Origin of the sequence: Streptomyces sp. NPDC055955 (genome assembly GCF_042270245.1) — a bacterium.
GTDB lineage: Bacteria > Actinomycetota > Actinomycetes > Streptomycetales > Streptomycetaceae > Streptomyces.
Genome location: NZ_JBHJYS010000043.1, coordinates 1 through 25,884, shown reverse-complemented (window position 1 = coordinate 25,884; position 25,884 = coordinate 1). Strand labels below are relative to the sequence as shown.

The 25,884-nt window shown below is 72.8% G+C and carries 27 protein-coding genes and 1 riboswitch; of the genes, 12 read left to right on the top strand and 15 right to left on the bottom strand.

The window, feature by feature from the left end; genetic code table 11:
- Positions 1–117: 117 nt before the first annotated feature.
- The 3 genes from ACFC96_RS45130 to ACFC96_RS45120 form a co-directional block, all read right to left on the bottom strand.
- Positions 118–843: a hypothetical protein gene (locus ACFC96_RS45130; RefSeq protein WP_376618528.1), complete on the bottom strand. Its 726-nt coding sequence runs from the start codon at positions 841–843 to the stop codon at positions 118–120.
- A 91-nt stretch (positions 844–934) separates the two neighbouring features.
- A complete protein-coding gene (locus tag ACFC96_RS45125) occupies positions 935–1,648 on the bottom strand; it encodes a YoaK family protein (RefSeq protein ID WP_376252574.1) in 714 nt (237 codons plus the stop codon).
- A gap of 42 nt (positions 1,649–1,690) precedes the next feature.
- On the bottom strand, positions 1,691–2,785 hold the full coding sequence (locus tag ACFC96_RS45120) for a HoxN/HupN/NixA family nickel/cobalt transporter (RefSeq protein ID WP_376252575.1): 1,095 nt from the start codon (positions 2,783–2,785) through the stop codon (positions 1,691–1,693).
- Between the two features lie 28 nt (positions 2,786–2,813).
- A riboswitch (cobalamin riboswitch) is annotated at positions 2,814–3,038 on the bottom strand.
- 89 nt (positions 3,039–3,127) lie between these two features.
- Here ACFC96_RS45120 and ACFC96_RS45115 point away from each other — a divergent pair.
- On the top strand, positions 3,128–3,490 hold the full coding sequence (locus ACFC96_RS45115; protein ID WP_100597286.1) for a metalloregulator ArsR/SmtB family transcription factor: 363 nt from the start codon (positions 3,128–3,130) through the stop codon (positions 3,488–3,490).
- Positions 3,491–3,515: 25 nt separating this feature from the next.
- On the opposite strand, the gene ACFC96_RS45110 is transcribed toward ACFC96_RS45115, so the two are convergent.
- From ACFC96_RS45110 to rho, 3 genes are all read right to left on the bottom strand, one after another.
- Positions 3,516–3,950, bottom strand: coding sequence for an inorganic diphosphatase (locus ACFC96_RS45110; RefSeq protein WP_376253747.1), 435 nt, complete (start codon positions 3,948–3,950; stop codon positions 3,516–3,518).
- A 153-nt stretch (positions 3,951–4,103) separates the two neighbouring features.
- Entirely contained in the window at positions 4,104–4,592 is a 489-nt protein-coding gene (locus tag ACFC96_RS45105) for a GNAT family N-acetyltransferase (RefSeq protein ID WP_376618526.1), read from the bottom strand.
- Between the two features lie 60 nt (positions 4,593–4,652).
- Positions 4,653–5,813: a transcription termination factor Rho gene (rho, locus tag ACFC96_RS45100; RefSeq protein WP_376618524.1), complete on the bottom strand. Its 1,161-nt coding sequence runs from the start codon at positions 5,811–5,813 to the stop codon at positions 4,653–4,655.
- A 411-nt stretch (positions 5,814–6,224) separates the two neighbouring features.
- Between rho and ACFC96_RS45095 the strand changes: the two genes are divergently transcribed.
- Positions 6,225–6,950, top strand: coding sequence for a class I SAM-dependent methyltransferase (locus tag ACFC96_RS45095; RefSeq protein ID WP_376618522.1), 726 nt, complete (start codon positions 6,225–6,227; stop codon positions 6,948–6,950).
- A gap of 334 nt (positions 6,951–7,284) precedes the next feature.
- Here the strand turns inward: ACFC96_RS45095 and ACFC96_RS45090 are convergent, their stop codons facing one another.
- On the bottom strand, positions 7,285–7,770 hold the full coding sequence (locus ACFC96_RS45090) for a DUF4440 domain-containing protein (protein ID WP_376618520.1): 486 nt from the start codon (positions 7,768–7,770) through the stop codon (positions 7,285–7,287).
- Positions 7,771–7,906: 136 nt separating this feature from the next.
- A complete protein-coding gene (locus ACFC96_RS45085) occupies positions 7,907–9,133 on the bottom strand; it encodes an alpha/beta hydrolase (protein ID WP_376252589.1) in 1,227 nt (408 codons plus the stop codon).
- 157 nt (positions 9,134–9,290) lie between these two features.
- Between ACFC96_RS45085 and ACFC96_RS45080 the strand changes: the two genes are divergently transcribed.
- The gene (locus ACFC96_RS45080; RefSeq protein ID WP_376618518.1) at positions 9,291–11,036 is read left to right on the top strand and encodes a phosphatidylglycerol lysyltransferase domain-containing protein; all 1,746 of its coding nucleotides are present in this window, start codon (positions 9,291–9,293) and stop codon (positions 11,034–11,036) included.
- Here the strand turns inward: ACFC96_RS45080 and ACFC96_RS45075 are convergent.
- Positions 11,023–12,381: a hypothetical protein gene (locus ACFC96_RS45075; protein WP_376618516.1), complete on the bottom strand. Its 1,359-nt coding sequence runs from the start codon at positions 12,379–12,381 to the stop codon at positions 11,023–11,025. The genes ACFC96_RS45080 and ACFC96_RS45075 overlap by 14 nt on opposite strands.
- 154 nt (positions 12,382–12,535) lie before the next feature.
- Here ACFC96_RS45075 and ACFC96_RS45070 point away from each other — a divergent pair, with 154 nt between their 5' ends.
- The gene (locus tag ACFC96_RS45070; protein WP_376618514.1) at positions 12,536–13,768 is read left to right on the top strand and encodes a molybdopterin-dependent oxidoreductase; all 1,233 of its coding nucleotides are present in this window, start codon (positions 12,536–12,538) and stop codon (positions 13,766–13,768) included.
- On the top strand, positions 13,765–14,319 hold the full coding sequence (locus ACFC96_RS45065; protein ID WP_376618512.1) for a hypothetical protein: 555 nt from the start codon (positions 13,765–13,767) through the stop codon (positions 14,317–14,319). Before ACFC96_RS45070 ends, ACFC96_RS45065 begins: the two co-directional genes overlap by 4 nt.
- Here the strand turns inward: ACFC96_RS45065 and ACFC96_RS45060 are convergent.
- Genes ACFC96_RS45060 through ACFC96_RS45050 form a run of 3 tightly spaced genes read right to left on the bottom strand, consistent with a single transcriptional unit; the run spans position 14,274 to position 16,323 of the window.
- Positions 14,274–14,927: a class I SAM-dependent methyltransferase gene (locus ACFC96_RS45060; RefSeq protein WP_376618511.1), complete on the bottom strand. Its 654-nt coding sequence runs from the start codon at positions 14,925–14,927 to the stop codon at positions 14,274–14,276. The two genes, ACFC96_RS45065 and ACFC96_RS45060, sit on opposite strands and share 46 nt — an antisense overlap.
- A complete protein-coding gene (locus tag ACFC96_RS45055) occupies positions 14,924–15,592 on the bottom strand; it encodes a DUF2064 domain-containing protein (RefSeq protein ID WP_376618509.1) in 669 nt (222 codons plus the stop codon). The genes ACFC96_RS45060 and ACFC96_RS45055 overlap by 4 nt, the downstream gene beginning before the upstream one ends.
- Entirely contained in the window at positions 15,589–16,323 is a 735-nt protein-coding gene (locus ACFC96_RS45050; RefSeq protein WP_376618507.1) for a glycosyltransferase family 2 protein, read from the bottom strand. The genes ACFC96_RS45055 and ACFC96_RS45050 overlap by 4 nt, the downstream gene beginning before the upstream one ends.
- Positions 16,324–16,446: 123 nt before the next feature.
- Here ACFC96_RS45050 and ACFC96_RS45045 point away from each other — a divergent pair, with 123 nt between their 5' ends.
- Positions 16,447–17,238: a response regulator transcription factor gene (locus ACFC96_RS45045; protein WP_376618505.1), complete on the top strand. Its 792-nt coding sequence runs from the start codon at positions 16,447–16,449 to the stop codon at positions 17,236–17,238.
- Positions 17,231–18,343: a sensor histidine kinase gene (locus ACFC96_RS45040; RefSeq protein ID WP_376252612.1), complete on the top strand. Its 1,113-nt coding sequence runs from the start codon at positions 17,231–17,233 to the stop codon at positions 18,341–18,343. Before ACFC96_RS45045 ends, ACFC96_RS45040 begins: the two co-directional genes overlap by 8 nt.
- 33 nt (positions 18,344–18,376) lie before the next feature.
- On the opposite strand, the gene ACFC96_RS45035 is transcribed toward ACFC96_RS45040, so the two are convergent.
- The gene (locus ACFC96_RS45035) at positions 18,377–19,402 is read right to left on the bottom strand and encodes an NAD-dependent epimerase/dehydratase family protein (RefSeq protein WP_376618503.1); all 1,026 of its coding nucleotides are present in this window, start codon (positions 19,400–19,402) and stop codon (positions 18,377–18,379) included.
- Between the two features lie 210 nt (positions 19,403–19,612).
- Here ACFC96_RS45035 and ACFC96_RS45030 point away from each other — a divergent pair, with 210 nt between their 5' ends.
- Entirely contained in the window at positions 19,613–20,404 is a 792-nt protein-coding gene (locus ACFC96_RS45030; protein ID WP_376618501.1) for a VOC family protein, read from the top strand.
- A 135-nt stretch (positions 20,405–20,539) separates the two neighbouring features.
- Here the strand turns inward: ACFC96_RS45030 and def are convergent, their stop codons facing one another.
- The gene (gene def, locus ACFC96_RS45025; protein WP_376252621.1) at positions 20,540–21,172 is read right to left on the bottom strand and encodes a peptide deformylase; all 633 of its coding nucleotides are present in this window, start codon (positions 21,170–21,172) and stop codon (positions 20,540–20,542) included.
- Between the two features lie 193 nt (positions 21,173–21,365).
- On the opposite strand from def, the gene ACFC96_RS45020 reads away from it, so the two are divergent.
- Positions 21,366–22,085, top strand: coding sequence for a GNAT family N-acetyltransferase (locus tag ACFC96_RS45020; RefSeq protein WP_376618499.1), 720 nt, complete (start codon positions 21,366–21,368; stop codon positions 22,083–22,085).
- 22 nt (positions 22,086–22,107) lie between these two features.
- On the opposite strand, the gene ACFC96_RS45015 is transcribed toward ACFC96_RS45020, so the two are convergent.
- Positions 22,108–22,572 (bottom strand): MarR family winged helix-turn-helix transcriptional regulator, encoded by a 465-nt coding sequence (locus ACFC96_RS45015; RefSeq protein ID WP_376618497.1) that lies wholly within the window; start codon positions 22,570–22,572, stop codon positions 22,108–22,110.
- A 69-nt stretch (positions 22,573–22,641) separates the two neighbouring features.
- Here ACFC96_RS45015 and ACFC96_RS45010 point away from each other — a divergent pair, with 69 nt between their 5' ends.
- The 3 genes from ACFC96_RS45010 (at position 22,642) to ACFC96_RS45000 (ending at position 25,675) form a co-directional block, all read left to right on the top strand.
- On the top strand, positions 22,642–22,908 hold the full coding sequence (locus ACFC96_RS45010; RefSeq protein WP_376252629.1) for a hypothetical protein: 267 nt from the start codon (positions 22,642–22,644) through the stop codon (positions 22,906–22,908).
- Positions 22,909–23,052: 144 nt separating this feature from the next.
- Entirely contained in the window at positions 23,053–25,074 is a 2,022-nt protein-coding gene (locus tag ACFC96_RS45005; RefSeq protein WP_376252631.1) for an FAD-dependent oxidoreductase, read from the top strand.
- Between the two features lie 61 nt (positions 25,075–25,135).
- Positions 25,136–25,675: a PadR family transcriptional regulator gene (locus ACFC96_RS45000; RefSeq protein WP_340460726.1), complete on the top strand. Its 540-nt coding sequence runs from the start codon at positions 25,136–25,138 to the stop codon at positions 25,673–25,675.
- Positions 25,676–25,884: the final 209 nt, after the last annotated feature.

Genomic DNA, 25,884 nt, shown 5'->3' with positions numbered 1-25,884 from the left:
GGAGTCCCGTTCGGCCGGCCGCAATGGAGGCGATTGTCGGCAAAGCGCGCTTGGTCGAGGGCGGAACGGACGTAACGGCGCTCTTGCCTTGTGGGTGTCGGTCGGCGGACGGACCGGTCAGTTCTCGCGCGGTGCGCGCGTCCTGCGCCACAGCAGGCAGGCGGCCCCGCCCGCGAGAGCCGCGCCGAAGCCGATCCGGCCCAGGTCGACGCCGCCGCTCGCGGTGCTGCCGACTCCGGCGCGTGCGCCGCGATAGTTGTCGCGTGCCAGGTTCATCGGGGTGCTCCACTGCCTGCCGTCGGGGCAGGCTCCCTGCACGGACACCTGCGAGCTGGTCCCGACCTCGCCGGCCAGGCGTGCAGTCCCCCGGTACTGGGTGCGCCCGTCCTGCCCGATTCCGCCGCCGAACATGGGGAGTGTGACGGAGCCGGCGGCGAAGGCCTGGGAGCGGGCCGTGATGGAGCCGCGCCCGCCGCCGGCGCAGTAGACCGTGATCTCGGCGGTGGACGCGGCCCCCACCGCCGTGGACGGCGAGAGGCGTGCCTCCGCGTAGGAGTCGCCGTTCGCCGAGCCCCGGTCGCGGGTTCCGTCCACCGAGCCCCGGTCGCGGGTTCCGTCCACCGAGCCCCGGTCACGGGTCCCGTCGTCCGGGCCCCGGTCGAGAGGTCCGTCGTCGGAGGGGCTCAAGGGGTTGGTCCGGCCCAATGAGCCGGTCCGGCCCACCTCGTCGGGTGCGGTCACCGCGGCGGGCGCCGCGACGGGGTGCTGTGCGGCCGCTGTCCCGGGCGCGAGCGCGGTGAGGCAGGCGGTCGTCGTGATGACGGTGGCTATGGGGCAGAACATGAGGCGTCTCCGGTCCCTGTGCCGCAGCGGCAGGGGGAGCTGCGGTCCTGGTCAGGACGCTAGTGAGCCCGGGCGGACGGCGCCCGCAGGGTTAGGCCGATCGGATGTCGTCCGCGTCGGCGGCCGGCTCGCGATATCCGGCCGTCGCGGCCGCCACGAGCAGGGTGCTGACGAGGAGCGGCCAGCCGAGGCCGTGGTGCAGCACGAGAAGCGCGCCGAGCGCGGCGCCCACGAGCATCGCCACGACGGAGACGATCCGCCGCCCCGCCCCCTGATCGGAGCCGCCCGCGAGCGAGGAGTCCGAGGCGAGCCCGGTCAGCGTCATCGTGAGGACCGTCGTGGTCATGTCCGGGACCGCGAGTTTGCGGACGGTCGCGTTGCGCAGACCCATCGCCCCGGCGAGGACGGCGACGAGCGCGTACGTCGCCCGTCCCGGCCACGCGAACGCGACGGCCGTCGCCACGGCGAGCAGGACCGCCTCCGTGACGAACACCGACCGCACCCAGGCCGCCCGCGCCCGCCCTGCGAACGCTCCGGCCAGCCGCCCGGCGCACGCGGCCCCCGCGAGGAACGCACCGAGGGAGGTGAGCGACCCGAGGACGGAGAACCCGGGAGCGCCCGCCGCGGCGAAGCCGATGACGAGGACGTTGCCGGTCATGTTCGCCGCGAAGACACGGCCGAGGCCCAGATAGCTGACCGCGTCGACGAAGCCGCTCACGACCGTGAGGATCGTGAGGGCCACGGGGAGGGCGGACCTGCGAGGCACGGGCGCGGGCTCCGCCGGTGGAACGCTGGCTTCACTCACCCGCACGACCATACGGAGTCCCGGTCCGGGCGGCCCGCCGGATCAGGTCCGCACGGCCCACCGCTCCTCGACCTTCGCGAGCCGCCAGTACCCGATGGCGACCGCCCAGACGACGACGAACAGACCCACGATGATGAATCCGACGTTGTCCAGGTCGAGCCCGGCTATCCAGCCGGTCACCGAGTCCCGCAGCTCGAGCTTGTCGTGCAGGACCCCCACGAGCTCGATGGTGCCGATCAGGAAGGCGACGGCGATCGAGAGGCCGGTGATGGCCAGGTTGTAGAACACCTTGCGCACGGGGTTCGAGAAGGCCCACTGGTACGCGAAGTTCATGAACGTCCCGTCCAGGGTGTCGAACAGACTCATTCCGGCGGCGAACAGGAGCGGCAGGCACAGGATCGCGTACCAGGGCAGTCCGGCCGCCGCGCCGCTGCCCGCCATCACCATCAGCGTGACCTCGGTCGCCGTGTCGAAGCCGAGACCGAAGAGGAAGCCGAGCGGGTACATCTGGCCCGGCCGGGTGATGGACTTGGTGAACCGGCCGAGGATCCGGTTCATGAACCCCCGTGAGTCCAGGTGCTGTTCGAGCTCCGCCTCGTCGTACGAGCCCGCGCGCATCGCCCGGAACACCCGCAGGATCCCCACCAGGGCGACGAGGTTGAGCGCCGCGATGAGGTAGAGGAAGGACCCGGAGATGGTGGTGCCCATGACGCCGAGCGTCTGATGGGTGGCGGAGCCCTCGTTCATGATCCGCCCGGCGAGCTGGGTGCCCCCGGCGATCAGCGCGGCGAGCACGACCACCACGCTGGAGTGGCCGAGCGCGAACCAGAACCCCACCGACACCGGGCGCTTGCCGTCGGCCATCAGCTTGCGGGTCGTGTTGTCGATCGCGGCGATGTGGTCCGCGTCGAACGCGTGCCGCATCCCCAGGGTGTACGCGGTGACGCCGAGGCCGATGCCGAAGGCCTTCGACCCCACCTCGTAGTGCTCCGGCACGACGAGCAGGAACAGCACGCCGAACGCGACGACATGGAGTGCGGCTATCACCGCCAGGAGCCCGGCGGTGCGGACGGTGTCCTCGCGCCGCCAGTGGAACGCGTCGCGTCCGGTCTGCGGGGACTTTACGGGCAGGGTCATGCGGTCACGCTCCAACACCTCGTGGAATCACTTCGTGAGATGCCGTGGCCGGTCTCCTGGCTGACGGGTGTCCGCGTCCGCCCCTGCCTTCCCAGCTGCGCGCGGCAGCCAGTGGCGTGGTGGGGCGAGGCGTCCCGAGTCGTCTCGTTGCCGAGGGACCCGGGGCCCGATCACAGTGGCGAGGGCCGCTTCGGTCTGGGTCCTTTGAAGGACCGTCACCGAATTCCCGAGCACCACGGCCCGCCCACAGTAGAGGCCGGTCGGCGACGCCTGCAAGGCTGCACAGCTGCGTAGGTGTGCGCGGGTATTCAAGATCACATCGGCGGCTGCGAGGATGGCGTCATGCATCTCGTCCCTGCCGAGCGCGCCGACCGCCGCACGATCGACGGCCACCGCGTCTGCGAGGCCATCGCCGCCATCGGTGAGCCAGGGCATGTCCGCGCCTGGGCCGACCGGTTCTCCCTGCTCGCCGATCCCCGGCGCCTCGCGCTGCTGCTCGCGCTGTACCGGGCGGGGCCGCTGGCCGTGTCGGATCTCGCCGTGGCCACGGGCATGAACGACCCGGCGGTCTCGCAGGCGCTGCGGCTGCTGCGCGCGGCCGGCGTGGTCGAGGGGGAGAAGGAGGGCAGGATCGTGCGCTATCGCGTCGTCGACGCGGCGACCGCCGACCTGCTGGAGCACTGCGCGACGGACGGCGCGCACTGACACGTGCGCGCCGTCATGGCCGGTTTCAGCCCTCTCGGGCGGCGGCCCGGCGGCGCGCGGCGGCGATCTCCGCGTACGTGAGGTCGCGACCCTCCCAGTGCGAGCCCTCGACCGACTTGCCGGGCTCCAGATCCTTGTAGACCTCGAAGAAGTGCGTGATCTCCAGCCGGTCGAACTCGGGGATGTCCTCGATGTCCTGCACGGAGGTGTGGCGCGGGTCGTGCGCGGGCACGCACAGAATCTTCTCGTCCATGCCCTTCTCGTCCCGCATCACGAACATGCCGATCGCCCGGCATTCGACGGTGCAGCCGGGGAACGTCGGATCGCCCACCAGGACGAGTGCGTCGAGCGGATCGCCGTCGCGTCCGAGGGTGCCCACGACGTATCCGTAGTCCGCCGGGTACTGGGTGGAGGTGAACAGCATCCGGTCGAGCCTTATCCGGCCGACGGAGTGGTCCATCTCGTACTTGTTGCGGGAGCCTTGGGGGATCTCCACGGTGACGTCGAACGCGTGGACCGCGTCGGTGCCGTGGGCTGCGTCGGTGTGTCGGACCTCGTTGTCCAAGCCGGCCTCCTCGTCCACCTCGAGTGTGCTCCAGGGAGTACGGACGCGTCAGCCGATCGGGAACTCCAATTCGGGCCGGTCCCACATCACGGCGGGCGGGTCGGCGGCCGCGGTGCCCGTGCGAACGGCTCCCGTGCTGCGGTAGAAGCCCTCGGCGGGCGGGTGCGAGACCACGCGGACCGAGGCGAGTCCGGCCGCGCGCGCCTCCTCCTTCATGTGGGTGACCAGCAGCCGCCCGATGCCGAGCCCCTGCGCCGTGTCGGCGACGAACATCAGGTCGAGCTCCGGCGGCACGAGCGTGAGCGCGTAGAACCCGAGCGCCAGGTCGTCGGCGCCGACCGCGACGAAGACACGATGAGCCTCGATGTAGTCGGGGCCCACCCGGTAGCCGGCCACCATCGACGCGTACGGGGCCTCGTAGGCGCGGGACGTACGCACGAGCCAGGTCAGCCGCTTGGCGTCGCGGGCGGTCGCCCTGCGTACCCGGACCGCCCCGCCGTCCCCCGCGCCTCCCGAGGCTGTAATGCTCGAAGTCATAGTGAGAGTATTACGCATCCTGCCGCGCCGATCGAACCGGGTCCTTGTGCGGCGGCTGTCTCACGCGGTGGGAACGGTGGACTGCACCTGCCGCAGGAACGTCGCGTTGTCCGGCGTCTGCCGAATCCGCTCGACGAGCGTCTCGAGCCCGGTGTGTCCGTCCCGCGACTGAAGTGCGCGCCGCAGTCCCCGTACGACCGCCAACTCGGCCTCCGGAAGCAGGAGTTCCTCGCGGCGCGTGCCGGACCGGGCGAGGTCGACGGCGGGGTGGATCCGGCGCTCGGCCAGGGTGCGGTCGAGGCGGATCTCCATGTTGCCCGTGCTCTTGAGCTCCTCGAAGAAGTAGTCGTCGGCGCGAGAGCCGGTGTCGACGAGCGCGGTGGCGAGAATGGTGAGCGAGCCGCCCTCCTCGGCGAGCCTCGCCGCTCCGAAGAACCGCTTGGGCCCGATCAGCGCGGAGGCGTCGACGCCGCCGCTGAGCGTACGGCCGCCGGACGAGGCCGTGTTGTTGTGGGCGCGGCACAGACGGGTCAGGGAGTCCAGGAGGATGACGACGTCCCGGCCGTCCTCGACGAGCCGCTTGGCACGCTCGACGGCCAGTTCGGCCAGCGCGACATGGGCCTTCGCGGGCCGGTCGAAGGTCGAGGCCAGGACCTCGCCGCGCACCGAGCGCCGCATGTCGGTGACCTCTTCGGGCCGTTCGTCGAGGAGCACCACCATCAGATGGGCCTCGGGGTGGTTCGTGGCGACGGACGCGGCGAGCTGCTGGAGCAGGACCGTCTTGCCGGTCTTCGGCGGCGCGACGATCAGCCCACGCTGCCCCTTGCCGATGGGCGCGAACAGGTCGACGACGCGAGGTGTCACGCCGCCCTTCGCTGTTTCGAGCCGCAGCTGTTGCCGCGGGTGCACAGGGGTGAGGTCGCCGAACCGGGGCCGCCCGCGCAGCTCCTGCACGGGGCGCCCGTTGACCCGCTCGGCCTCGGCGAGGACGTGCGGCCTGCCGCACGTCCCCTGGACCAAGTCGCCCTTGCGCAGGCCGAGTCGGCGGATCAGGGCGGCCGGCACCTGGACGTCGTGCGACGTCGGCAGGAGGTCGGCCGGGCGCAGGAACCCGGGCCCGTTGCCCGAGATGTCGAGGACGCCCGCGGCCTGGACCGCGACCTCCTTCGGCTGCGCCGTGAACGCCTTTGTGGTGGTGGGGGGTTCGAGTGTGGTGGTCATCGGAATCGGTCCTTTCGCGGACGTTCGGACGAGGGCATGAGTGAGGTGGATCCGGCGGGGTCGGGGCGGTGACTGCACGCCCCGCGAGGCGGGCGGGCGAAAAGGCCCGTGAAAGCCCGGAGAAGCCTGTGGCCGGGGAGAAACGATGCGGGGTACGGCGTGTCGGCGCCGCCTGGCGCATCGCTGACATCGATTCGACGAATCCCGCTGTCGCGGCGATTCGGAGAGGGAGATTGGCACCGGCGCCGAAGAGGCGGCTAGCACATGTGCCACTCGCACTGTAACACCACGGGGGCGCCGTCCCGCAAGGGCTCGGGTCATGGGCCGCCGTCTCCCAGCCGCCCCGTGAACCCTGCTGGGCCCCTTGGGCGAAGCCCCCGTGGCGCCGGGCGCGGCCTATGCTGAGCCCCGATGTTCGCACCCGAAGGCCCCACAGTCCGGGAGCTCGCCGTCCAGGCGCTGTCCTCCGTCGAGCACGGCTACGACCTGCTCGCCCCCAAGTTCGACCGCACGCCGTTCCGCACGCCCCGGTCGGTCCTCGCACCCGTGACCCGTGCCCTGCGCGGCATGGGTCCCTTCGAGCGCGGACTCGACCTGTGCTGCGGGACCGGCGCGGGGTTCGGCGTACTGGCGCAGGTGTGCCGCGAGCGGCCCGTCGGGGTCGACATCAGTGCGGGCATGCTCACGGCGGGCCGCGCGGCCCACGGGAGCGGCGCGGATCTGGTGCGCGGGGACGCCCTCGCCCTGCCCTTCGGGCCGGTCTTCGACCTTGTCGTCAGCTTCGGGGCGTTCGGCCATTTCCTGCCGCGGCAGCGGCCCGCCTTGTTCGCCCAGGTCCACTCCGTGGTGCGGCCGGGCGGACGCTTCGCGTTCCCGGTGCCGGCTCCCGCGCGGCCCGGCTCCCGCGGCTACTGGTCGATGCTGGCCTTCGACGGCGCGATGCGGGTCCGCAACGCGCTGTGGCGGCCCCCCTTCGTCATGTACTACCGCGGCTTCCGCCTCGGCGACGTACGCAGCGAACTGGTCGGGGCCGGTTTCGGCGTGGAGCTCCGGGCGCTGCCGGAACTCGGCGAGCGCTCCGACGGCAGCCCCAGATGCCGCCTGCTGGTGGCCACGAAGCCTGGCCCGCCGCGCTAGGACCTGTCGTCACATTCCCGTCTGCCCGGCGGCGTCTGGCACGCCCGCTCGCGGCGTTGCCGAAAAGCCCTGGTAGCTCCGCTACAAGGGCTCTCCGGCGCCTTGCGATCGCACGCACCAGACGCCGCCGGGCCCGCCCCTCGGGCGGACGACGGGAATGTGACGACAGGCCCCAGCGCCTCTCGTCCCGATCACGCCGGGCTCGCCGGGTGTGCAGCGCGCCTCGCGGCGCTGTGGTGTCAGTCGCCGAGCTCGCGTGGGCTCCCTCCTCCGCCGCGCGATGCACGGAAGCAGGGCCCCGCTCCCTGATCCGGCCCGATCCGGACGACAGGCCCTAGACGGCGGTCTCGGGCTCCCCGCCCGCCTGCCGTACGTCCTCGTGGAGATGCACGATCAGCCAGCGACCGACCGTGGGGTCTTTGCGCAGGACCGCCGTGTTCCGCAGCAGCTCGGGACGGAGCGGGGTGCCGTCCGGGCCGGGCGCGTACGCGACGCGCAGCCAGTAGCGCAGGACCGCCGTGTCACCGAAGACGTCGACGACCGGGTCGTACGGGCGAAGCCCGCTCCCCGCCGGCCCGTCACCGGACTCGGGCCGCTCGTCCCGGACCCGGTCCAGGTCCGGCTTGCCGAGCAGCAGCGGCTCGGCGGCCGGGTCCCAGATCGTCGCCTCCGGGTCGAGCCGGGCGTCGATCTGGGCGCGGTCCCCGGTCGCGTACGCCTCGTACATGCCGGTCACGACGGACCAGACGGCGGCCACGTCGCCGGGCGCCGCGCCAGGCCTGGCCAGTGCGGGGCGGGCGGACACGGCGGACTCGGGCATGAGGGCTGCTCCTGGTCGGACGGGGAGGCGCGCCGGGTCGGCGGCGATGTCAGGCCACCGTAACGGGTCGTCCGTGACGGGCGATCCGTCGGGCCGGAGCGAGGCCCGGGCAGGCGGGACACGGACGCGGGCGTGCCTAAGGGTGCGGCCGGTTCACGGCCTGCGCCGTGGGCCGGCGGTGCCGTGACGGCATGGTGTCCTGCGGAAACGTCAGCTGGCCGCTCATCCACCGCATGGCCGGAGCGATCTCCCGCTGCCACGTCGTGAAGTGGTGGCTCCCGCGCGGCAGGATGATCCGGGCCGACGTCATGGGCGGCCTCACCGCGTGCAGGAACTTCATCGTTTCGCCGTAGTCCTTCTCGCCCGACCTGCTGCTGGCGGCCAGGACGGACACGCGCGGCACGGGCAGGTGGTCCAGACGCCAGATGAGGTCGTGCTCGCGCCGGCGCCGCACGGCGCGCGGACCCGAGCCGAAGAGATTGCCGGTGGTCAGGTCGTCGCCGATCCTGTAGTCCGCCGACAGCGCCGCCGCCGAGGTGTACACGCCGGGGTGGCGCAGGGTGAGCTGGAGCGCGCACGTGCCGCCCGACGAATAGCCGAGAGCGCCCCACGCGCTGGGGTCGTGACCCACGCGGTACGACCGCTTGAGCGCCTCCGGCAGATCCTTCGCGAAGAACGTCTCGGCCTGCGGACCGCCCGGCACGTCCACGCACTCCGTGTCACGGGGCGGCGCGATCGTCGGGCGCACCATCACGATCACCGTCGGCTGGATCCTGCCCTCCGTCAGCAGCCGCTCGGCGGTCTGCGGGACCTGGAGGTACTGGGCGAGGTTCATGATGCCGCCCGGGTAGCCGCTGATAGCGACCATCACGGGGAAGCGCTGGCGGTGGAACTGCTTCTGGAAGTACTGCGGCGGCAGATACACGAACGCGGGGTTCACGGCCCTGCTGCGCCGTCCGACGATCTTGACCGACTCGACCCGGCCGACCTGTGCCGCGGGCCCGTGCGGAATGCCTTTCACCCGCTCGAGACCCTGCGGTCCGGCGGGCTGCACCAGACCGCCGCGCACCGCTCCGACCGTGGAGTGGAGACCGGACCGGCCGAGCGCCGTGACCTCGGCGGGCGCCGTGTCGACATGGCCGAACAGCTCGCCCCACGAGCCGTAGAAGTCGAAGTTCGTGTTCACGACGACGGCGAACGCGGTGAGGAGCGTGAGCTGGGTCGCGCCGATCACGCCGAGGCGGCCGAGTACGGCCACGGGTCCGCGCCGGGCGAGTCGCGGCCACACCCAGACCGCGAGCCCCACACTCGCCAGCGCGGCCAGCACCGTCGCGTACTCGAGTACCCGGCTCGTCAGGCCCATGTCGTCCTCAACTTTCAGCCGTCATCTGCGCTGTTCGGCAGTTTTCACCGGGAAAGAGGTGCGATGGCCGGGGAAGGTTTGCCGGTCACCGCGTTCTTACCGTGCTCCTGTGTCGCTCTTACTCCAGCGAGGTGGAGCGCTCCTACGCTCAGTCACTGTGAAACAACGCCCCGCCGCCGTGGCAGGTCACACGTGCCTGATCATCGGAATTCTGGACATCGCGTCGGCGATCTCCCCGCACATGCAGGAGCACCGCATAGAGCGCATCGCGCCCTACGTGCCGGGACTTGCCGAGGAGGTGGCCCGTGCCGCCGCGCTCGCCGCGGGGCTGCTGCTCGTGATGCTCGCCAGAGGCCTGCGCCGCCGTAAGCGGCGTGCCTGGGAGGCGGCCGTGGGGCTCCTCGCGGTCAGCGCGCTCGTCCAGGGCGTGCGCCATCACGCCCTGATCCCTGCGACCGTCTCGGTCGTGCTGTGCGTCGCGCTCGTCGCCTACCGCGAGGAGTTCTACGCGCTCGGCGACCCGCGTGGCAGAACGCGCGCCCTGTGGAACCTCGTCGTCCTTGGCGGCAGCAGCTTCGGACTCGGCCTGCTCGTCGTCGGTGTGCGGGCGAACCAGGAGGCGGGCCACGCCATCACCTTCACCGACCGGGTCCAGGAGGTCGGCTACGGCCTGATCGGTGCGTCAGGCCCCATCGCGTACCGGAGCGAGAGGGCCGGCGACATCGTGTACTTCTCGCTGCTGGCGCTCGGTGTGGTCACCGCCGCCACCAGCGCCTATCTCGCCCTGCGGCCCGTGACCCTGCGCCCCGCCGACAGCGACGCACGGCTGCGCGCCCTGCTGGCCGACGAGGGGCGGCGCGACTCGCTCGGCTACTTCGCGCTGCGTGGCGACAAGAGCGTCCTCTTCTCGCCCTCCGGCAAGGCCGCCGTCGCCTACCGCGTGGTGTCCGGCGTCGCCCTGGCGGGCGGCGACCCCATCGGCGACCACGAGGCCTGGCCGGGCGCCATCAAGGAGTTCCTGCGGGAGTGTGCCCTGCACGCCTGGACCCCCGCCGTCATGGGGTGCAGCGAACTCGGCGGACAGGTCTGGGTCCGCGAAGGCGGCCTCAGGGCCCTGGAACTGGGCGACGAGGCCATCGTCGACTGCCGGGCCTTCAGCCTCTCGGGGCGCACCATGCGCAACGTCCGGCAGATGGTCAACCGCATCGAACGCGCCGGCTACACCTGCCGCATGCGGCACGTACGCGATCTGCCCGACGAGGAGAAGAAGCGGCTGCGCGAGGCCGCCGCCGCGTGGCGGGGCAGCGCCACCGAACGCGGGTTCTCCATGGCGCTCGGCCGGTTCGGCGACCCCGACGACGGGGACTGCGTCGTCGTCACCGCCCACCAGGAGGACGAGGCGGGCAACGACCGGGTGCGCGCCCTGCTCCACTTCGTGCCCTGGGGCGAGGACGGTCTCTCTCTCGACCTGATGCGCCGCGACCGAACGGCCGAGCCCGGCCTGAACGAACTCCTCATCGTGGCCGCCCTGCGCGGCGCCCCCGGGCTCGGAGTGCGCCGCATGTCGCTCAACTTCGCGGTGTTCCGGGCCGCTCTCGCGCGCGGGGAGCGGCTCGGCGCGGGCCCGGTGCTGCGGGTGTGGCGGGGGCTGCTCGTGTTCCTGTCGCGCTGGTTCCAGATCGAGTCCCTGTACCGCTTCAACGCGAAGTTCCAGCCCGAGTGGGAGCCGCGCTTCGTCGTCTACCCCACGGTGCGTGACCTGCCGAGGATCAGCTGGGCCTGTCTCCAGGCCGAGGCGTTCGTCGTCCTGCCGCACCCGGCGGAGCGGCTGCGGCAGCTGCTGCGGAACCGGCCCGCCGCCCGCGAGGAGAAGCCGCAGCCGGTGGAGTTCACCACCCCGTGACCAGCAGGTGGTTGACCAGCAGGGCGAGTACGGCCTGGGCGGTCAGCCACCCGCGGCTCCACCGTGCGGGCAGCAGTGCGGTGGCCGCGATGAGCCAGACGCCGAACGGGAGCCAGATGCGTTCCGTCTCCGCCTTGCTCATGCCCGACAGATCGGCGGCCAGGAGGGCGAGCGCCGCGCCGAGGACGACCAGCGCGAGCCGCCCCTCCGGCTCCGCACGCGCGCGCAGAGCACGTCCCGGAACCCGGCGCAGCCCCGCCGCCGTGGCAAGCCCGACGATCAGCACGGTGCACGCGAGGTTGGCCCACACCCAGTAGCCGTACGGCCGGACCCCGCCCGCGCCCTGGTAGTAGCGCACCGTCAGCAGGTTGTAGGCCTCCCACCAGTTGAACCCGACGACGGTGAACGCGACGGGCACCACGGCCGCCCCCACGACGAACAGCGGCAGCGGCCGCGGTGTCCGCGCCGCGAGCAGCGCGGCCGCCGCGACGAGGACCATCAGCGTCAGCCCGTACGACAGATAGCAGGTGAGACCGAACAGCAGTCCGCCGCCGAGGGCCGCCCAGCGGCTGCCGCGCGTGGCCGCCACCGCGAGCAGCGCCACCGACCAGGCGGCGACCGCCGCGAAGTAGCCGTCCGCCGACGTGCCCGTCCAGACCGCGGCCGGCGCGAGCGCCAGGAAGGGCGCCGCGCGACGAGCGGTCCGCTCGCCCGCGAGCGCGCGCACCGTGACGAGGACGGCGAGTGCCGCCGTGCACCCCACCGTGATGCACCACACCCCGGCCCACGCGCCCCCGCCGAGCCCGATCCGGTCCAGGCCCACGAAGGTCAGGGTCGCCGCGGGCGGATGCCCCGCGACATGGGGCGGCCAGTGACCGGGGGAGTCCAGCAGGATGTGCCGCGTGAAGTCCCGCAGCGTCGCGCCGACGTCGTCGAACCGGTCGATGACCCGCAGATACTCGTACGACGTGGTGAGGCGCCCGGCGATGCCCCGCTGCCAGCCGTCGACGAGGGCGAGCGAGAAGGTCCAGGCCGCCGACGCGGTCCACACGGCGGGCAGCAGCAGCCGCCACGGCAACCGGGCCGCCACCACGGGCCCGTACGTGACGACCAGTACGGCGACGGCGATCGCCGCCGGGGTGCCCGGGCCCACGTGGGGTTCCCAATGGGCGTACAGAGGGGCCCAGTCGACGTACAGGGTGCCGTAGTGGTCCTCGATGTACCGGCCCACGAGCGCGGCCGCCGCGACCAGGGCCGCGGCGGCAGCGGCGGCGAGCAGGTCACGGCGCGTCCCGGTGGAGGGTGGCGCGGAGCGGGGGGCTTCGGGGGGAGCTTCGAGCTTCACACCCGGAACGCTAGGCGCCCGAACCGCCCATATGGTGGCACCGCGAGGTCGCGTCACCGAACCGTCAGATCTTCCTGCGCCGATCGGCGGGCTGTGCGCAATACGGTCGGAACAGGTCGGCGGGCCCCCGCCGCGCACAGCCTGAAGGAACCACATGGGCGTCCTCCCCCGCACTCTCCCCGATCCGTGGCGCAGTCCCCTGCGCGGCCCACGCTTCACCGCGGTCCTCGGTCTGGTCCTGCTCGTCGGCATGACCCTGCTCTTCGTGACCGGCCTCCTTTCGTACGCCGCCTACAACCCGGACCTCGCGGCGGTCAACGACAAGACACCGGGCAAGGGCCTGCTCGGCTTCTATCTGTTCTCCTGGCCGACGGACCCGCACTGGCTGTACCGCCTCACCCAGGGGCTGCACGTCACCCTGGGCGTCGCGCTCGTGCCGGTGCTCCTCGCCAAGCTGTGGTCGGTCGTGCCCAAACTGTTCACGCTGCCACCCGCGCGCTCCATCGGACACGCGCTGGAACGGCTGTCCCTGCTCCTGCTCGTGGGCGGCGCGCTCTTCGAGTTCCTGACCGGCATCCTCAACGTGCAGCTGGACTACCTGTTCCCCGGCTCCTTCTATCCGCTGCACTTCTACGGCGCCTGGGTGTTCATCAGCGCGTTCATCGTCCACGCGGTACTGCGCGTACCGCAGGCGCTGCGCGTGCAGCGCGAGCGCAGGGCGGGTCTGCCCGAGACCGGTGACCTGGTGCCGGCGAAACCCGCCGAGCCCACGGTCTCGCGGCGCGGGGCTCTCGCCATGGTGGGCGCGGGCTCGCTCCTGCTGCTCGTCACGACGGCCGGCCAGAGCATCGGCGGGGTGTGGCGCCGCACCGCTCTGTTCGCGCCGCACGGCGGGGCCGACCCGGGCACCGGCCCCGGCCGCTTCCAGATCAACAAGACCGCCGCCGTGGCCGGCATCCGTACCGCCGACACGGGCGAGCCGTGGCGGCTCGTCGTCACCGGCCCCAGAGGCACCGTCCACCGGCTCACCCGCGACGACCTTCTCCTACTGCCGCAGCACACCAGCGCGTTGCCCATCGCCTGTGTCGAAGGCTGGTCCACGGACGACCAGCAGTGGAGCGGCGTGCGGCTGCGCGACCTCGCCGTCCTCGCCGGGACCGACGGCGACACCGACGTGTTCGTCGAATCGCTGCAACAGCACGGCGCGTTCCGGAAGGCCGCCCTGCGGCACAACCAGGTACGCGACCCGCGCTCCCTGCTCGCCCTGCGCGTCAACGGAGCCGACCTCACCCTCGACCACGGCTACCCGGCCCGTGTCATCGTCCCCGCGGCGCCGGGCGTCCTGAACACCAAGTGGGTCGCCCGCATGACGTTCGGAGCGCTGTGAACAACCGAGTCCTGAGCCGTTGGTACGGCGAGAGCCCCCTCCAACTCCCGCTCCTGGCGGCCTCGTTCGCCCTCGCCGGATACGCGGGCGTGCGGCTGCTCGCCAACGATCCGTGGGCCGTGGCGGCCTGGTTCGTCGGCGCGGCCCTCGTCCACGACCTGCTGCTCGTGCCGGTGTACTCGCTCGCGGACGTCGCGGCGCAGAAGGCGCTCGGCGCCCGGAGCCGCACGACGATGACGTACGTACGCGTCCCCGCGTTCCTGTCGGGCCTGCTGCTCCTGGTGTGGTTCCCGCTGATCACGCGGGCGCGAGAGGACCACTACGCCCTCGTGACGGGACATTCGGGGGACGCGTTCCTGCCGCGCTGGCTCCTGCTGACGGCCGCGCTGTTCGCCGCGTCGGCCCTGTGGTTCGTGGCCGTCACGTTCCTCGCTCCCGCGTCGCCCTGGAGGCGGGCACGCAGGGCGCGCCGGGAAGAGCGGGCGCGGGAGCGCGAACGGGAGCGTCAGCGGCGCAAGGAGACGAAGGAGCGCCCGCCCTCGGACCACTGAGCGGCCGGCAGCCAGCCGAGCGGGCGCGCGTACCGCAGCAGCGCGCGCGTGCCTACCCGGGCCCACGGGAAGAGCGAGCCCGCGGCGCCCTGCCCGTCGTCCACGCGCACCTCCACCCGCTCGTCCACGTCGTGCTGAGCCGTCTCGGCGATCAGCAGACCGCCGGAAGCGGTGAGTTCGGCGACACGGGACAGCAGGGTCGCAGGGTCGCCGCCGATCCCGATGTTGCCGTCGAGGAGGAGTGCCGTCCCCCAACGGCCCTCGCCGGGCAGCGGGTCGAACACGGACCGCTGCAACGCGGCGCCACCGAGGCGCACCGTCCGCGCGACCGCGGCCTCGCTCACGTCGACGCCGAGCGCGCGGTGACCGTCCGAGGCGAGTGCGGCGACCAGCCTGCCCGGACCGCAGCCGATGTCGAGGACGGCGCCCTCGCAGCGCCGCAGCGCCGACAGGTCGGCGGCGTCGGCGACCGCGCACCAGCGCTCCACCTCGAGCGGCAGCAGCCACCCGTCGGCCCTCCGCAGGAAGAGAGGACCGCGCTCGTTGCGCACGGCGTCGGCGTAGGGGTCCGTACACCAGGCCGGTGCCGCCTCGCGCGCCGTGGTCATGAGCGGACCACCCGCGTCAGCCGCGCGTGCTCGGCGGCGAACCGGCCGTCCGGCGCGGCGGCCGCCACCAGGGCGGCGTCGCGGGCCGTGTCGACGTCCCGCAGGACCGGCAGGTCCCGTACGCGCAGCCCCGCATCCGTGAGGCGGGTCCGCTGGGCCGCACCGGTGTGCGCCGTCGACATCGGCACACCCCGCAGCAGCTCCGGGTCGGGCTGGGCGAGCCCGAGCGCCCAGAACCCGCCGTCGTCGGCGGGCCCGAACCATGCGTCGCAGTCCCGCCAGGCGTCGGGCCCGAGCGCGGGAGCGAGCAGCGCGGGCGTCACCTGAGGCGTGTCCATCCCGATCAGGACGGCGGGCCCGTCGCACCCGGCGAACGCCGCCGCGAGCCGCTCGTCCAGTCCGCCGGCGCACTGCGCGACCACGTCGATCCCGTCCGGCAGCCACGCCCCGGGCGCCCCGTCGAGCACCAGCACGCGACGCCGCGCGGACGTGGCGAGCGCGGCGTGCAGGGTGTCGACGAGCGAGGCCTCGGCCAGGCGCGCGGCCTCCTCGGGGGTGAAGGGCGGCGTGAGCCGCGTCTTGACCCGCCCGGGCACCGGGGACTTGGCGATGACGAGGAGGGTGGTGCCGTGCCGCCGTGCCGCGGGCGATCCGGCCGCGCTCACCGGGACGCGGCCTGTCCGTGCGACGTGAGCGCCGGCAGCGGCTTCTCCGCGAGGACCGCGCGCATGTCCCGTACGGCCTGCCAGGTGCCCCGCCAGGTGCCGGTGACCTTCGACTTTCCCGTACGGGGCCGGTAGGGCACCGGACGCTCCTCGATGCGCCAGCCCGCGTCGGCGGCCCGCACGACCATCTGGAGGGGGTAGCCGCTGCGGCGGTCCGCGAGGTCCAGGGCGAGGAGCGAGACGCGGCGCGCGGCGCGCAGCGGGCCCAGGTCGTGCAGCCGCAGCCCGGTGCGCCGGCGCAGCATCCCCGCCAGCGCGAGGTTCCCGGCGCGCGCGTGCAGGGGGAAGGCGCCACGGCCCTGCGGCCTGCGCCGCCCGAGTACGAGATCGGCCCGGCCCGCGACGACGTCCCGGACGAACGGGGTCAGCAGGCCCGGGTCGAGCGACGCGTCGCAGTCGCAGAAGCAGACGATGTCCGCGTCGGACGCCAGCAGACCCGCGTGGCAGGCGGCCCCGAAGCCGCGCCGGGACTCCGTCACCACCGTCGCGCCCAGGGAACGGGCGACGTCGGGGGAGCCGTCGGTGGACCCGTTGTCCACCACGAGCGCCCGCCAGCCGTCCGGGATGCGGGCCAGCACCCACGGCAGCGCGGCGGCCTCGTCGAGGCAGGGCAGCACGACATCGACCGAGGGGGCCGGGGTGGGGAGAGAGGCATAGTCAGGGGGGATCACGATGTCACCCTACGAATCCGAACCGGACATTTCGGTCCTCCGCTCCTTACGAAACGCGGACGTCGCGCGCGGGTGACCCCTCCGGCGGCTCGGACCGGGACACTCGGGTGCGACGCTGGTGGCATGCAGACAGCACCGCTCGGCCGTGTCCTCGTCGTCGACGACGACCCGACCGTCGCCGAGGTCGTCGCGGGCTACTTGGGCCGCGCAGGCTACGACGTCGACCGCGCCGCCGACGGCCCGGCCGCCCTCGACCGAGCCGACGCGCACGGGCCCGACCTGGTGGTCCTCGACCTCATGCTGCCCGGCATGGACGGCTTGGAGGTGTGCCGCAGACTGCGGGCCCGCGGCCCCGTCCCCGTGATCATGCTGACGGCGCGCGGCGACGAGGACGAGCGCATCCTCGGCCTCGAGGTCGGCGCGGACGACTACGTGACCAAGCCGTTCAGCCCGCGCGAGCTGGTTCTGCGGGTCGAGTCGGTGTTGCGCCGGGCCCGCGCGGCCACGGCGCCCGAGCCGGCGGGGCCGCTGCGCGCCGCCGCCCTCACCGTCGACCCCGTGGCACGTCGAGCCGTCAAGGGTGGTGTCGAACTCGCCCTGACCATAAGGGAGTTCGACCTCCTCGCCTTCTTCCTGCGTCACCCCGGCCGCGCCTTCTCCCGCGAGGAGCTCATGCAGCAGGTGTGGGGCTGGGACTTCGGTGATCTGTCGACCGTCACGGTTCACGTCCGCCGACTGCGCGGCAAGATCGAGGACGACCCGGCGGCCCCGAGCCTCATCCAGACGGTCTGGGGAGTCGGTTACCGCCTGGACGCGGGCCCGGGCCCGCGCGGCGACACCGGTCGCCCCGACCGCGCACCGGACGTTCCTCGGCCCGATCACGCAACGGAAGGCGGGACCGGACCCCGTGCATGACATGCTCCTCATCGCCCTCTACGCCTTCCTCGGCGCCGTCGGTGCCGGCCTGCTGGGCGCGCTCGCCCTGTTCGTCCTGCGCCGCCGCTCCCTGACGGTGTCGCTCACGGTCGTCGCCGCCGTCGCCGTGACGGCGATGCTCGCCGGAACGCTCGTCGTGGCCTGGGCGATGTTCCTGTCCCCGCACGACCTGACGGTCGTGACGACCGTCGCCGCGATGGCCGCCACCGTGTCACTGGCCACCGCGCTGCTCCTCGGCCGCTGGGTCGTGGCCCGCAGCAACGCGCTCACCCTCGCCGCCCGCTCCTTCGGCGACGGCGGCAGCTTCGCGGCGCCCCTCGTCCCGGCGACGGCGGAACTCGCGGCGCTCTCGAGGGAACTGGAGGCCACCAGCGCCAAACTGGCCGCCTCCCGGGACCGCGAGCGCGCCCTGGAGACCTCGCGTCGCGAGCTCGTCGCCTGGATCTCGCACGATCTGCGCACCCCGCTCGCCGGGCTCCGCGCGATGTCCGAGGCCCTGGAGGACGGCATGGCGGCCGACCCGGACCGCTATCTGCGCCAGATCCGCACCGAGGTCGAGCGCATGAACGACATGGTGGGCGACCTCTTCGAGCTGTCGCGCATCCACGCGGGGACCCTTGTGCTGAGCCCGTCCAGGATCTCCCTGCACGATCTCGTGGGCGACGCGCTCGCGGGCGCCGACCCGCTAGCCCGCGAACACGGCGTGCGCCTCGTCGGCGACCGCGTCGACAAGATTCCCGTCGAGGTCGACGGCAAGGAGATGAGCCGCGTCCTCGGCAACCTCCTCGTGAACGCCATCCGTCGCACGCCGGCCGACGGCACGGTCGCCGTGGCGGCGGCAGGTTCCACGGACGGTGTGGTCCTCACGGTCACGGACGGCTGCGGCGGCATCCCCGAGCAGGATCTGCCGCGCGTCTTCGACACGGGATGGCGCGGCAGCCACGCCCGTACACCTCCGTCGGGCGCGGGTCTCGGGCTCGCCATCGTCAGAGGAATCGTGGAGGCCCACCGGGGCAGCGCCGCCGTGCACAACGTGGCCGGCGGCTGCTGCTTCGAGGTGACGCTCCCGGCCGCGGGGGCGTAGCGGGCACGCGTCCCGGCGGCCGGCGCAGTCGTCTCACCCCAGCTCCGCCTTGGCGAACTCCGTCATCCCCTCCTCGAACCCCACCTCGGCCTGCCACCCCAGCTCCGCCCTGAGCCGGGCCGGGTCCGCCGTGATGTGCCGTACGTCGCCGAGCCGGTACTCGCCCGTCACGACGGGCATCGGCCCGCCGTAGGCGGCGGCGAGCGCGTGGGCCATCTCGCCCACCGTGTGCGGGTCCCCGCTGCCCGTGTTGTACGCGACGCACGCGTCGGAGGGCCGGTCGCCCATGGTCTCGAGGGCGAGTGCGTTCGCCACGGCCACGTCGTGGACATGCACGAAGTCCCGCCGCTGGCGGCCGTCCTCGAAGACGCGCGGGGCCTCGCCCCGGGCCAGCGCCGACCGGAAGAACGACGCGACGCCCGCGTACGGCGTGTCGCGCGGCATCCCCGGCCCGTACACGTTGTGGTAGCGCAGCGACACCGCGCGGCCCCCGGTGGCCCGCGCCCACGCGGACGCCAGATGCTCCTGGGCGAGCTTCGTCGTCGCGTACACGTTGCGCGGGTCCGTGGGGGCGTCCTCGCCGACGAGACCGGGGCTCAGCGCTTCGCCGCAGTGCGGGCACGCGGGCTCGAAGCGACCCGCCCGCAGGTCGGCCTCGGCGCGCGGTCCCGGGCGCACCACTGCGTGACGGCCGCACTCGTACCGCCCCTCCCCGTACACGACCATCGACCCGGCGAGCACCAGATCCCGTACCCCCGCCGAGGCCATCGCGGCGAGCAGCACGGCCGTGCCGAGGTCGTTGCGGGAGACGTAGTCGGGCGCGTCGGCGAAGTCCTTGCCGAGGCCGACCTTCGCCGCCTGATGGCACACCGCGTCGACGCCGGCGAGGGCCGACTCCACGGCGGCGGGGTCGCGTACGTCGGCGACGACCCAGGGCCGGCGTTCGTCCGGGCCGGGCGGCCGCATGTCGAGCACGACGACCTCATGTCCTCGTGCGCGGAGAGTGTCCACGACCGCGGACCCGATGAACCCGGCACCGCCGGTGACCAGTACACGCATGCCGTCCACGCTATGCGGCGCACGGCGCCGCGCGGACTCTCCGCGCCGATGCGTCATGGCTCCGTAAGGCTTGTGCGAACAGAGTTCGGTATCGCGCGGCGGCCCGTGCGCGGCTAGCGTGAATCGGTGGGAAACGGGCTGAATCGCACCACCGTCGCCCGGACCGTCCCACCCCCGGAACCACCACCACTCGGAAGAAGGGTTCGCGCCATGGCCGCACGACCGGAGGGCGCGCCCATCTGGGCCGACGCCATGTTCCCCGACCTGGAGGCCGCCAAGCGCTTCTACGGCGAGCTTCTCGGCTGGACGTTCGAGGAGGGCCAGGAGGAGTTCGGCAACTACACGCAGGCGAAGTCGGGCGGAAAGCGGGTCGGCGCGCTCTCGCCGCAGATGCCGGGCATGGAGGGCATCCCGCCGGCCTGGAACCTGTACCTGGCCACGCCTGACGTCAAGGCCACGGCGGCCCGCGTCAAGGAGGCCGGCGGCACCCTGATGATGGAGCCCATGGAGGTCGGCGACTTCGGCTCCATGGTCACCGTCCAGGACCCGGCCGGTGTCTTCTTCAGCCTCTGGCAGCCGGGTACGCACGACGGGTTCGAGAAGGTGGGTGAGCCCGGTTCGTACGCCTGGGCCGAGGTGACCACGCGGGACACCGGGAAGACGGACAGGTTCTTCGAGGCCGCTTTCCCTTACGAGGTCCGGAAGATGCCCGACGAGAACGTCGACTTCAACGTCTGGCAGCTCGACGGACAGCCCCAGCTCGGCCGCTTCAAGATGACCGAGGACTTCCCGCCGCAGGTCCCGTCGTACGTCAACGTCTACTTCGCGGTCGACGACTGCGACGCGGCGGTCGCCACGGTGACCAGGCTCGGCGGAAAGCTCCACTACGGCCCGATGGACACCCCGTTCGGCCGCTTCGCGGCGGTGACGGACCCGCAGGGCGCCGCGTTCTCGGTGATCGACCTGAGCACGACCGAAGGCGAGATGCCCGACCTCGGCTGACGGGAGGACGCACGGGTCCTCAAGGAGACGGTGCCGCTCAGGGAGACGGTGCCGCTCGGGGACACGGTCCTCGGGGCCGGGCTCCGAGGGGGCACGCGCTCCGAGTGGGCATGGGCTCGCCGGGAGCGCGAGCCCTCAGGGAAGCGAGAAGCCGAGCGCGCCCGCGGCCAGCTCCGCCGTGGGCTGTGTCCAGCGCTCGGCCATCGCGTTCCGGGTGGACAGCGAGCGCAGCTCCGCCCGGTCGAGATAGAGCGTTCCGTGCAGGTGGTCCGTCTCGTGCTGCACGATCCGGGCGGGCCACCCCGAGAACTCCTCGTCCACGGCGCGGCCCCGCTCGTCGAGCCCACGCAGCCGCACCCGCTGGTGCCGGGAGACCACGGCCTGCAGGCCGGGCACGCTCAGACAGCCCTCGAAGAACGCCGCGCGGTGCGCCCCCACGGGCACGTACGACGGGTTGACCAGGACGCGGAACGGCTGCGGCACCCGGCCGCGCGCCACCCGCACCTCCTCGGGGACCTCGGCCGCGTCCTCGACGACGGCGATCCGCAGCGGGACGCCGATCTGCGGTGCGGCGAGACCGACGCCGGGAGCGGCGTGCATCGACGCGCGCATCGCGGCGATCAGACGTTCCAGGAGCGCGGGCGCGAGCTGACCGTCGTAGGTCTGCGCAGGGGACCGGAGCACGGGGTCGCCCGCCTCCACGACCGGCAACGGGTGCTCGCCCGCGAGCAGTTCCTCGACGCGGTCACTCAGGGGTACGGAGGGCATCGCGCCAGCATGCCAAGAAGGATCACGCGTCGGCAACGTCCTGCGCGCCGCGCGCATCGTTGCGGGCTCGTGAACATTGCTCCGATGGGGGAATGGGACCGCGGTGACATGGGCTTTCATCAGAGGGCGGCCATGGTCGGCACGGCCGCTCCACCGCCCGCACACCCACCGCCGTCTCCTGGGAGCCCGCCGTATGTCCGTCCCGGCCGCCGCCACCGCCCACCCGCTCGACAACCCCGCGTACGCCTCCCTCACCGGCCCGCACGCGCACTTCGCCGAACGGCGGGGCCGGGTCGTGCGGTACCCCCTCGACGTGTCGCCGTGGCTCGCGCTGCCGGACGAGCCGGGCCCCGGGGACTGGGCGGATCTCGCGGCGCTCGCCGGGCCGGGCGAGACCGTCCCGCTGCCCGGGATGCGCACGGCGCCGCCCGAGGGCTGGGAACTCACGATGAGCATGGACGGGGTGCAGCTCGTCGACGACGGCGTGGCCGCGGCGCCGGACGCGGAGGCCGTGCTGCTCGGGGCGGCCGACGTGCCCGAGATGCTGGACCTCGTCGCGCGCACCCAGCCGGGGCCGTTCCTGCCCCGCACCGTCGAACTCGGCACCTACCTCGGGATCCGCAGGCAGGGCGCGCTCGTGGCGATGGCGGGGGAGCGGCTTCACCCGCCGGGCTGGACGGAGATCAGCGCCGTCTGCACCGACCCGGACCATCGCGGCCAGGGGCTCGCGGCCCGCCTCGTCCTGGCCGTGGCGGCGGGGATCAGGGACCGCGGCGAGACCCCGTTCCTGCACACGGCGGCGCGCAACACGAACGCCATCAGGCTCTACGAGTCCCTGGGCTTCCGGCTGCGGCGCACCACGAAGTTCATGGCGACCCGGGTTCCCCAGTTCGACCACGCCGCCGCCGGCTGACGCGCCGGACGCCGGGGGCGGCTCAGGCGTCGTCCTGGACCTGCGCGTTGTAGCGCAGCAGATAGTCCGCGAAGCGGACGAGATCCTCTTCGGGCCAGTCCGCCACCCGCTCCCGAAACGCCTGACGGCGGCTGACGGTGACCTGGGCGAGGATGTCGGCGCCCGCCTCCGTCGGATGGAGGACCTGGACGCGGTGGTCGTCCGGGTCCACCCGGCGCGTCACGAGCCCGGCCCGCTCCAGCGCGGACACCTGCCGGCTCACCGTCGACTTGTCGAGGGCGTAGTGCGTGGCGAGGTCCGTCGCCCGGCAGCCGCCCTTCTCGTCCAGGTGGCTGAGCAGGGTGTACGAGACGAGCGACAGCTCGGGGTGCATGCGTCCGGCCATCGCTCTGGCACGCCGCGCGAACGACGTCATCTCGCGCTGGATGGTCTCGACGGCCGTCTCTCGGTCTGTCACGTGCTGTCCTCTCCCCGCTGCTCGTTGCATTCTACAACCGAGGGGGAGGGGCGCGCGGTGGGCAGGCGCGTTCCCGTGCCCGGGGCTAGCCTCCTGAGCATGAGCGACCCCAGTGATGCGCCCACCCGTTACACAGTCCTGGTCAAGCCCCAACTCGCCGACAAGGACGGCCACCCCGTGCACGGCAACCCGCTGCGCGTGGTGCCCGTCGAGGCCACGGGATCGTCCGGGGAGTCCGGCTATCCGCGCTTCGAGGGCGAGGGGGTGCAGGTGGAGATCGACCCGCTCACCCGCTCCGTCGAGGCCGTGACCGTCGACGGCGAGGAGCTGCCGTACGGGTGGGTGGCCGAGGTCGCCGCGGACTGACCGGCCGCCCGGCCGCGCCCCGCCTGCCTGACGGGGTGCGGCGGCGCCGTGCGGCGTGGCGCAGCTCTCTTATGCAACTTGTTGCAAAAGCGAGGTGTCGTCGTCTACAACTGTGACGACGTTCGCCGCGCACGGAGGGCCACCATGAGCCGATACCCGCACCTGCTCACCCCGCTCGACCTCGGATTCACCACGCTGCCCAACCGGGTCCTGATGGGCTCCATGCACGTGGGACTCGAGGAGGCGGAGAACGGCTTCGCGCGCATGGCGGAGTTCTACGCCACGCGCGCCCGCGGCGGTGTCGGCCTCATGGTCACCGGTGGCATCGCCCCCAACGAGGCCGGACGCCCCTGGGCCGGCGGCGCGAAGCTGACCACCGAGGCGGAGGCCGACGAGCACCGCCAGGTCACCGACGCCGTGCACGCGGCGGGCGGGAAGATCGCGATGCAGATCCTCCACTTCGGCCGCTACGCCTACCACGAGGACCTCGTCGCCCCGAGCCCGCTCCAGGCGCCGATCAGTCCCTTCGCGCCGCACGAACTCACCGACGCCGAGGTCGAGCAGACCGTCGAGGACTTCGCGCGCGCCGCCGAACTCGCCCGGCGGGCGGGCTACGACGGCGTGGAGATCATGGGCTCCGAGGGCTACCTCATCAACGAGTTCATCGTCGCCGCCACCAACCGGCGCACCGACCGCTGGGGCGGCTCGTACGAGAACCGCATCCGCTTCCCCGTCGAGATCGTCCGCCGCGTCCGCGAGCGCGTCGGCGCGGACTTCATCCTCATCTACCGGCTCTCGATGATCGACCTCGTGCCCGGCGGCTCCACCCTCGAAGAGGTCGTGCAGCTCGCCAAGGAGATCGAGTCCGCCGGCGCCACCATCATCAACACCGGCATCGGCTGGCACGAGGCCCGCATCCCGACCATCGCGACGTCGGTGCCGCGCGGCGCTTACACCTTCGTCACCAAGAAGGTCATGGGCGAGGTCTCCATCCCGCTCGTCACCACGAACCGCATCAACACCCCGGAGATCGCCGAGGAGTTGCTCGCCGACGGCTGCGCCGACATGGTGTCCCTCGCGCGACCCCTGCTCGCCGACCCGGACTTCGTGGCCAAGGCCCGGGCCGAGCGCTCGGACACCATCAACACCTGCATCGGCTGCAACCAGGCCTGCCTCGACCACACGTTCAGCGGCAAGATCACTTCCTGCCTCGTCAACCCGCGCGCCTGCCACGAGACCGAACTCGTCCTCGCGCCCACCCGCCTGCGCAAGCGCGTCGCCGTCGTCGGAGCGGGCCCCGCGGGTCTGGCCTGCGCGGTCTCCGCCGCCGAGCGCGGCCACGCCGTGACCCTCTTCGACGCCGCGTCCGAGGTCGGCGGCCAGCTGAACGTCGCCCGCAAGGTCCCCGGCAAGGAGGAGTTCGACGAGACCCTCCGCTACTACCGCGCGCAGCTCGAACTGCACGGCGTGGACGTCCGGTTGAACACCACCGTCACCGCCGCCGACCTCACTCCCGACGCGTACGACGAGGTGGTCGTCGCCACCGGCGTCACCCCCCGCACCCCCGAGATCGCGGGGCTCGACCACCCCAGCGTCGTCGGCTACCTCGACGTCCTGCGCGACGGCGCGCCCGTCGGCGAGCGCGTCGCGATCGTCGGCGCGGGCGGCATCGGCTTCGACGTCGCCGAGTACCTCACCGACAGCGGCGACAAGGCGAGCCAGGACCCGGCCACGTACTTCCGCCAGTGGGGTGTCGACATGGACTACCAGGGCCGCGGCGGCCTCGCGAAGCCCGAGAGGCCCGTACCGCCGCGCTCCGTCCACCTACTCCAGCGCAAGACCTCGAAGGTCGGCGCCGGACTCGGCAAGACCACCGGCTGGATCCACCGCACCGAACTGCGCCACCGCGGGGTCACCATGGTCGCGGGCGCCACCTACGACCGCATCGACGACGCTGGCCTGCACGTCACCGTCGACGGCAACTCCACCGTCATCCCCGTCGACACGGTCGTCCTGTGCACCGGCCAGGACCCGGCCCGCGGTCTGTACGACGACCTGCTCGCCGCGGGCCGCGGGGCGCACCTGATCGGCGGGGCCGACGTGGCCGCCGAGCTGGACGCCAAGCGCGCCATCCGCCAGGGCACCGAACTGGCCGCGGCGCTGTGAGACCGGCGGTCACGTGGCCGGGCCCGCCGGCCGCGTGACCGCCTCCGCATAGGGTGCAGCCATGTCACTCCCGCACGCGATCCTCACGGCCCTCCTGGAGAAGCCGTCGTCGGGCCTCGAACTGACGCGCCGCTTCGACAAGTCGATCGGCTACTTCTGGTCGGCCACGCACCAGCAGATCTACCGCGAGCTGGGCCGCCTGGAACGCGAGGGGTACATCAGGGCCCTGCCCGCGCCGACGCCCGCGCGCGGCCAGAAGAAGGAGTATGAGGTGCTGCCCGAGGGGCGCGCCGAACTGGCCCGCTGGACCGCCGCGAGCCAGGACCCCAAACCGCTGCGCGACCCGCTGCTGCTGCGCCTGCGCGCCGCCGCCGTCGTCGGCACCGACGGCATCGAGGCCGACCTGCGCCGTCATCTCGACCTGCACCGGCGGCAGTTGGCGGAGTACGAAGAGATCGAGAAGCGGGACTTCCCGCCCGGCGTCGACTCCGTCGAGGACCGCCTGCAGCACGTCGTGCTGCGCGCGGGCATCGACCTGGAGACGTTCTGGGCGCGCTGGCTCGAACAGACCTTGGAGGAACTCGGCCTCGACCCGTCCTAGGGCCTGTCGTCACCTTCCCGTCTGCCCGGCGGCGTCTGGCACGCACTCCCCCTGGCTCTCGGCTTTGCTCGAGCAGGGGGGGACCCCATGCGGCGTTGCCGAAAAGCCCTGGTAGCTCCGCTACCAGGGCTTTTCGGCGCCTTGCGATCGCACGCACCGGACGCCGCCGGGCCCGCCCCTCGGGCGGACGACGGGAATGTGACGACAGG

What these genes read in the sequence shown, in the direction of transcription:
- ACFC96_RS45070 (WP_376618514.1), top strand. Translation starts at nt 12,536, where the DNA reads ATGGGCGTCCTCCCCCGCACTCTCCCCGATCCGTGGCGCAGTCCCCTG.
- ACFC96_RS45045 (WP_376618505.1), top strand. Translation starts at nt 16,447, where the DNA reads ATGCAGACAGCACCGCTCGGCCGTGTCCTCGTCGTCGACGACGACCCG.
- ACFC96_RS45030 (WP_376618501.1), top strand. Translation starts at nt 19,613, where the DNA reads ATGGCCGCACGACCGGAGGGCGCGCCCATCTGGGCCGACGCCATGTTC.
- ACFC96_RS45035 (WP_376618503.1), bottom strand. Translation starts at nt 19,402, where the DNA reads ATGCGTGTACTGGTCACCGGCGGTGCCGGGTTCATCGGGTCCGCGGTC.
- ACFC96_RS45000 (WP_340460726.1), top strand. Translation starts at nt 25,136, where the DNA reads ATGTCACTCCCGCACGCGATCCTCACGGCCCTCCTGGAGAAGCCGTCG.
- ACFC96_RS45110 (WP_376253747.1), bottom strand. Translation starts at nt 3,950, where the DNA reads ATGGACCACTCCGTCGGCCGGATAAGGCTCGACCGGATGCTGTTCACC.
- ACFC96_RS45095 (WP_376618522.1), top strand. Translation starts at nt 6,225, where the DNA reads ATGTTCGCACCCGAAGGCCCCACAGTCCGGGAGCTCGCCGTCCAGGCG.
- ACFC96_RS45015 (WP_376618497.1), bottom strand. Translation starts at nt 22,572, where the DNA reads ATGCAACGAGCAGCGGGGAGAGGACAGCACGTGACAGACCGAGAGACG.
- rho (WP_376618524.1), bottom strand. Translation starts at nt 5,813, where the DNA reads ATGACCACCACACTCGAACCCCCCACCACCACAAAGGCGTTCACGGCG.
- ACFC96_RS45005 (WP_376252631.1), top strand. Translation starts at nt 23,053, where the DNA reads ATGAGCCGATACCCGCACCTGCTCACCCCGCTCGACCTCGGATTCACC.
- ACFC96_RS45120 (WP_376252575.1), bottom strand. Translation starts at nt 2,785, where the DNA reads ATGACCCTGCCCGTAAAGTCCCCGCAGACCGGACGCGACGCGTTCCAC.
- ACFC96_RS45105 (WP_376618526.1), bottom strand. Translation starts at nt 4,592, where the DNA reads ATGACTTCGAGCATTACAGCCTCGGGAGGCGCGGGGGACGGCGGGGCG.
- ACFC96_RS45010 (WP_376252629.1), top strand. Translation starts at nt 22,642, where the DNA reads ATGAGCGACCCCAGTGATGCGCCCACCCGTTACACAGTCCTGGTCAAG.
- ACFC96_RS45115 (WP_100597286.1), top strand. Translation starts at nt 3,128, where the DNA reads ATGCATCTCGTCCCTGCCGAGCGCGCCGACCGCCGCACGATCGACGGC.
- ACFC96_RS45130 (WP_376618528.1), bottom strand. Translation starts at nt 843, where the DNA reads ATGTTCTGCCCCATAGCCACCGTCATCACGACGACCGCCTGCCTCACC.
- ACFC96_RS45020 (WP_376618499.1), top strand. Translation starts at nt 21,366, where the DNA reads ATGTCCGTCCCGGCCGCCGCCACCGCCCACCCGCTCGACAACCCCGCG.
- def (WP_376252621.1), bottom strand. Translation starts at nt 21,172, where the DNA reads ATGCCCTCCGTACCCCTGAGTGACCGCGTCGAGGAACTGCTCGCGGGC.
- ACFC96_RS45090 (WP_376618520.1), bottom strand. Translation starts at nt 7,770, where the DNA reads ATGCCCGAGTCCGCCGTGTCCGCCCGCCCCGCACTGGCCAGGCCTGGC.
- ACFC96_RS45060 (WP_376618511.1), bottom strand. Translation starts at nt 14,927, where the DNA reads ATGACCACGGCGCGCGAGGCGGCACCGGCCTGGTGTACGGACCCCTAC.
- ACFC96_RS45085 (WP_376252589.1), bottom strand. Translation starts at nt 9,133, where the DNA reads ATGGGCCTGACGAGCCGGGTACTCGAGTACGCGACGGTGCTGGCCGCG.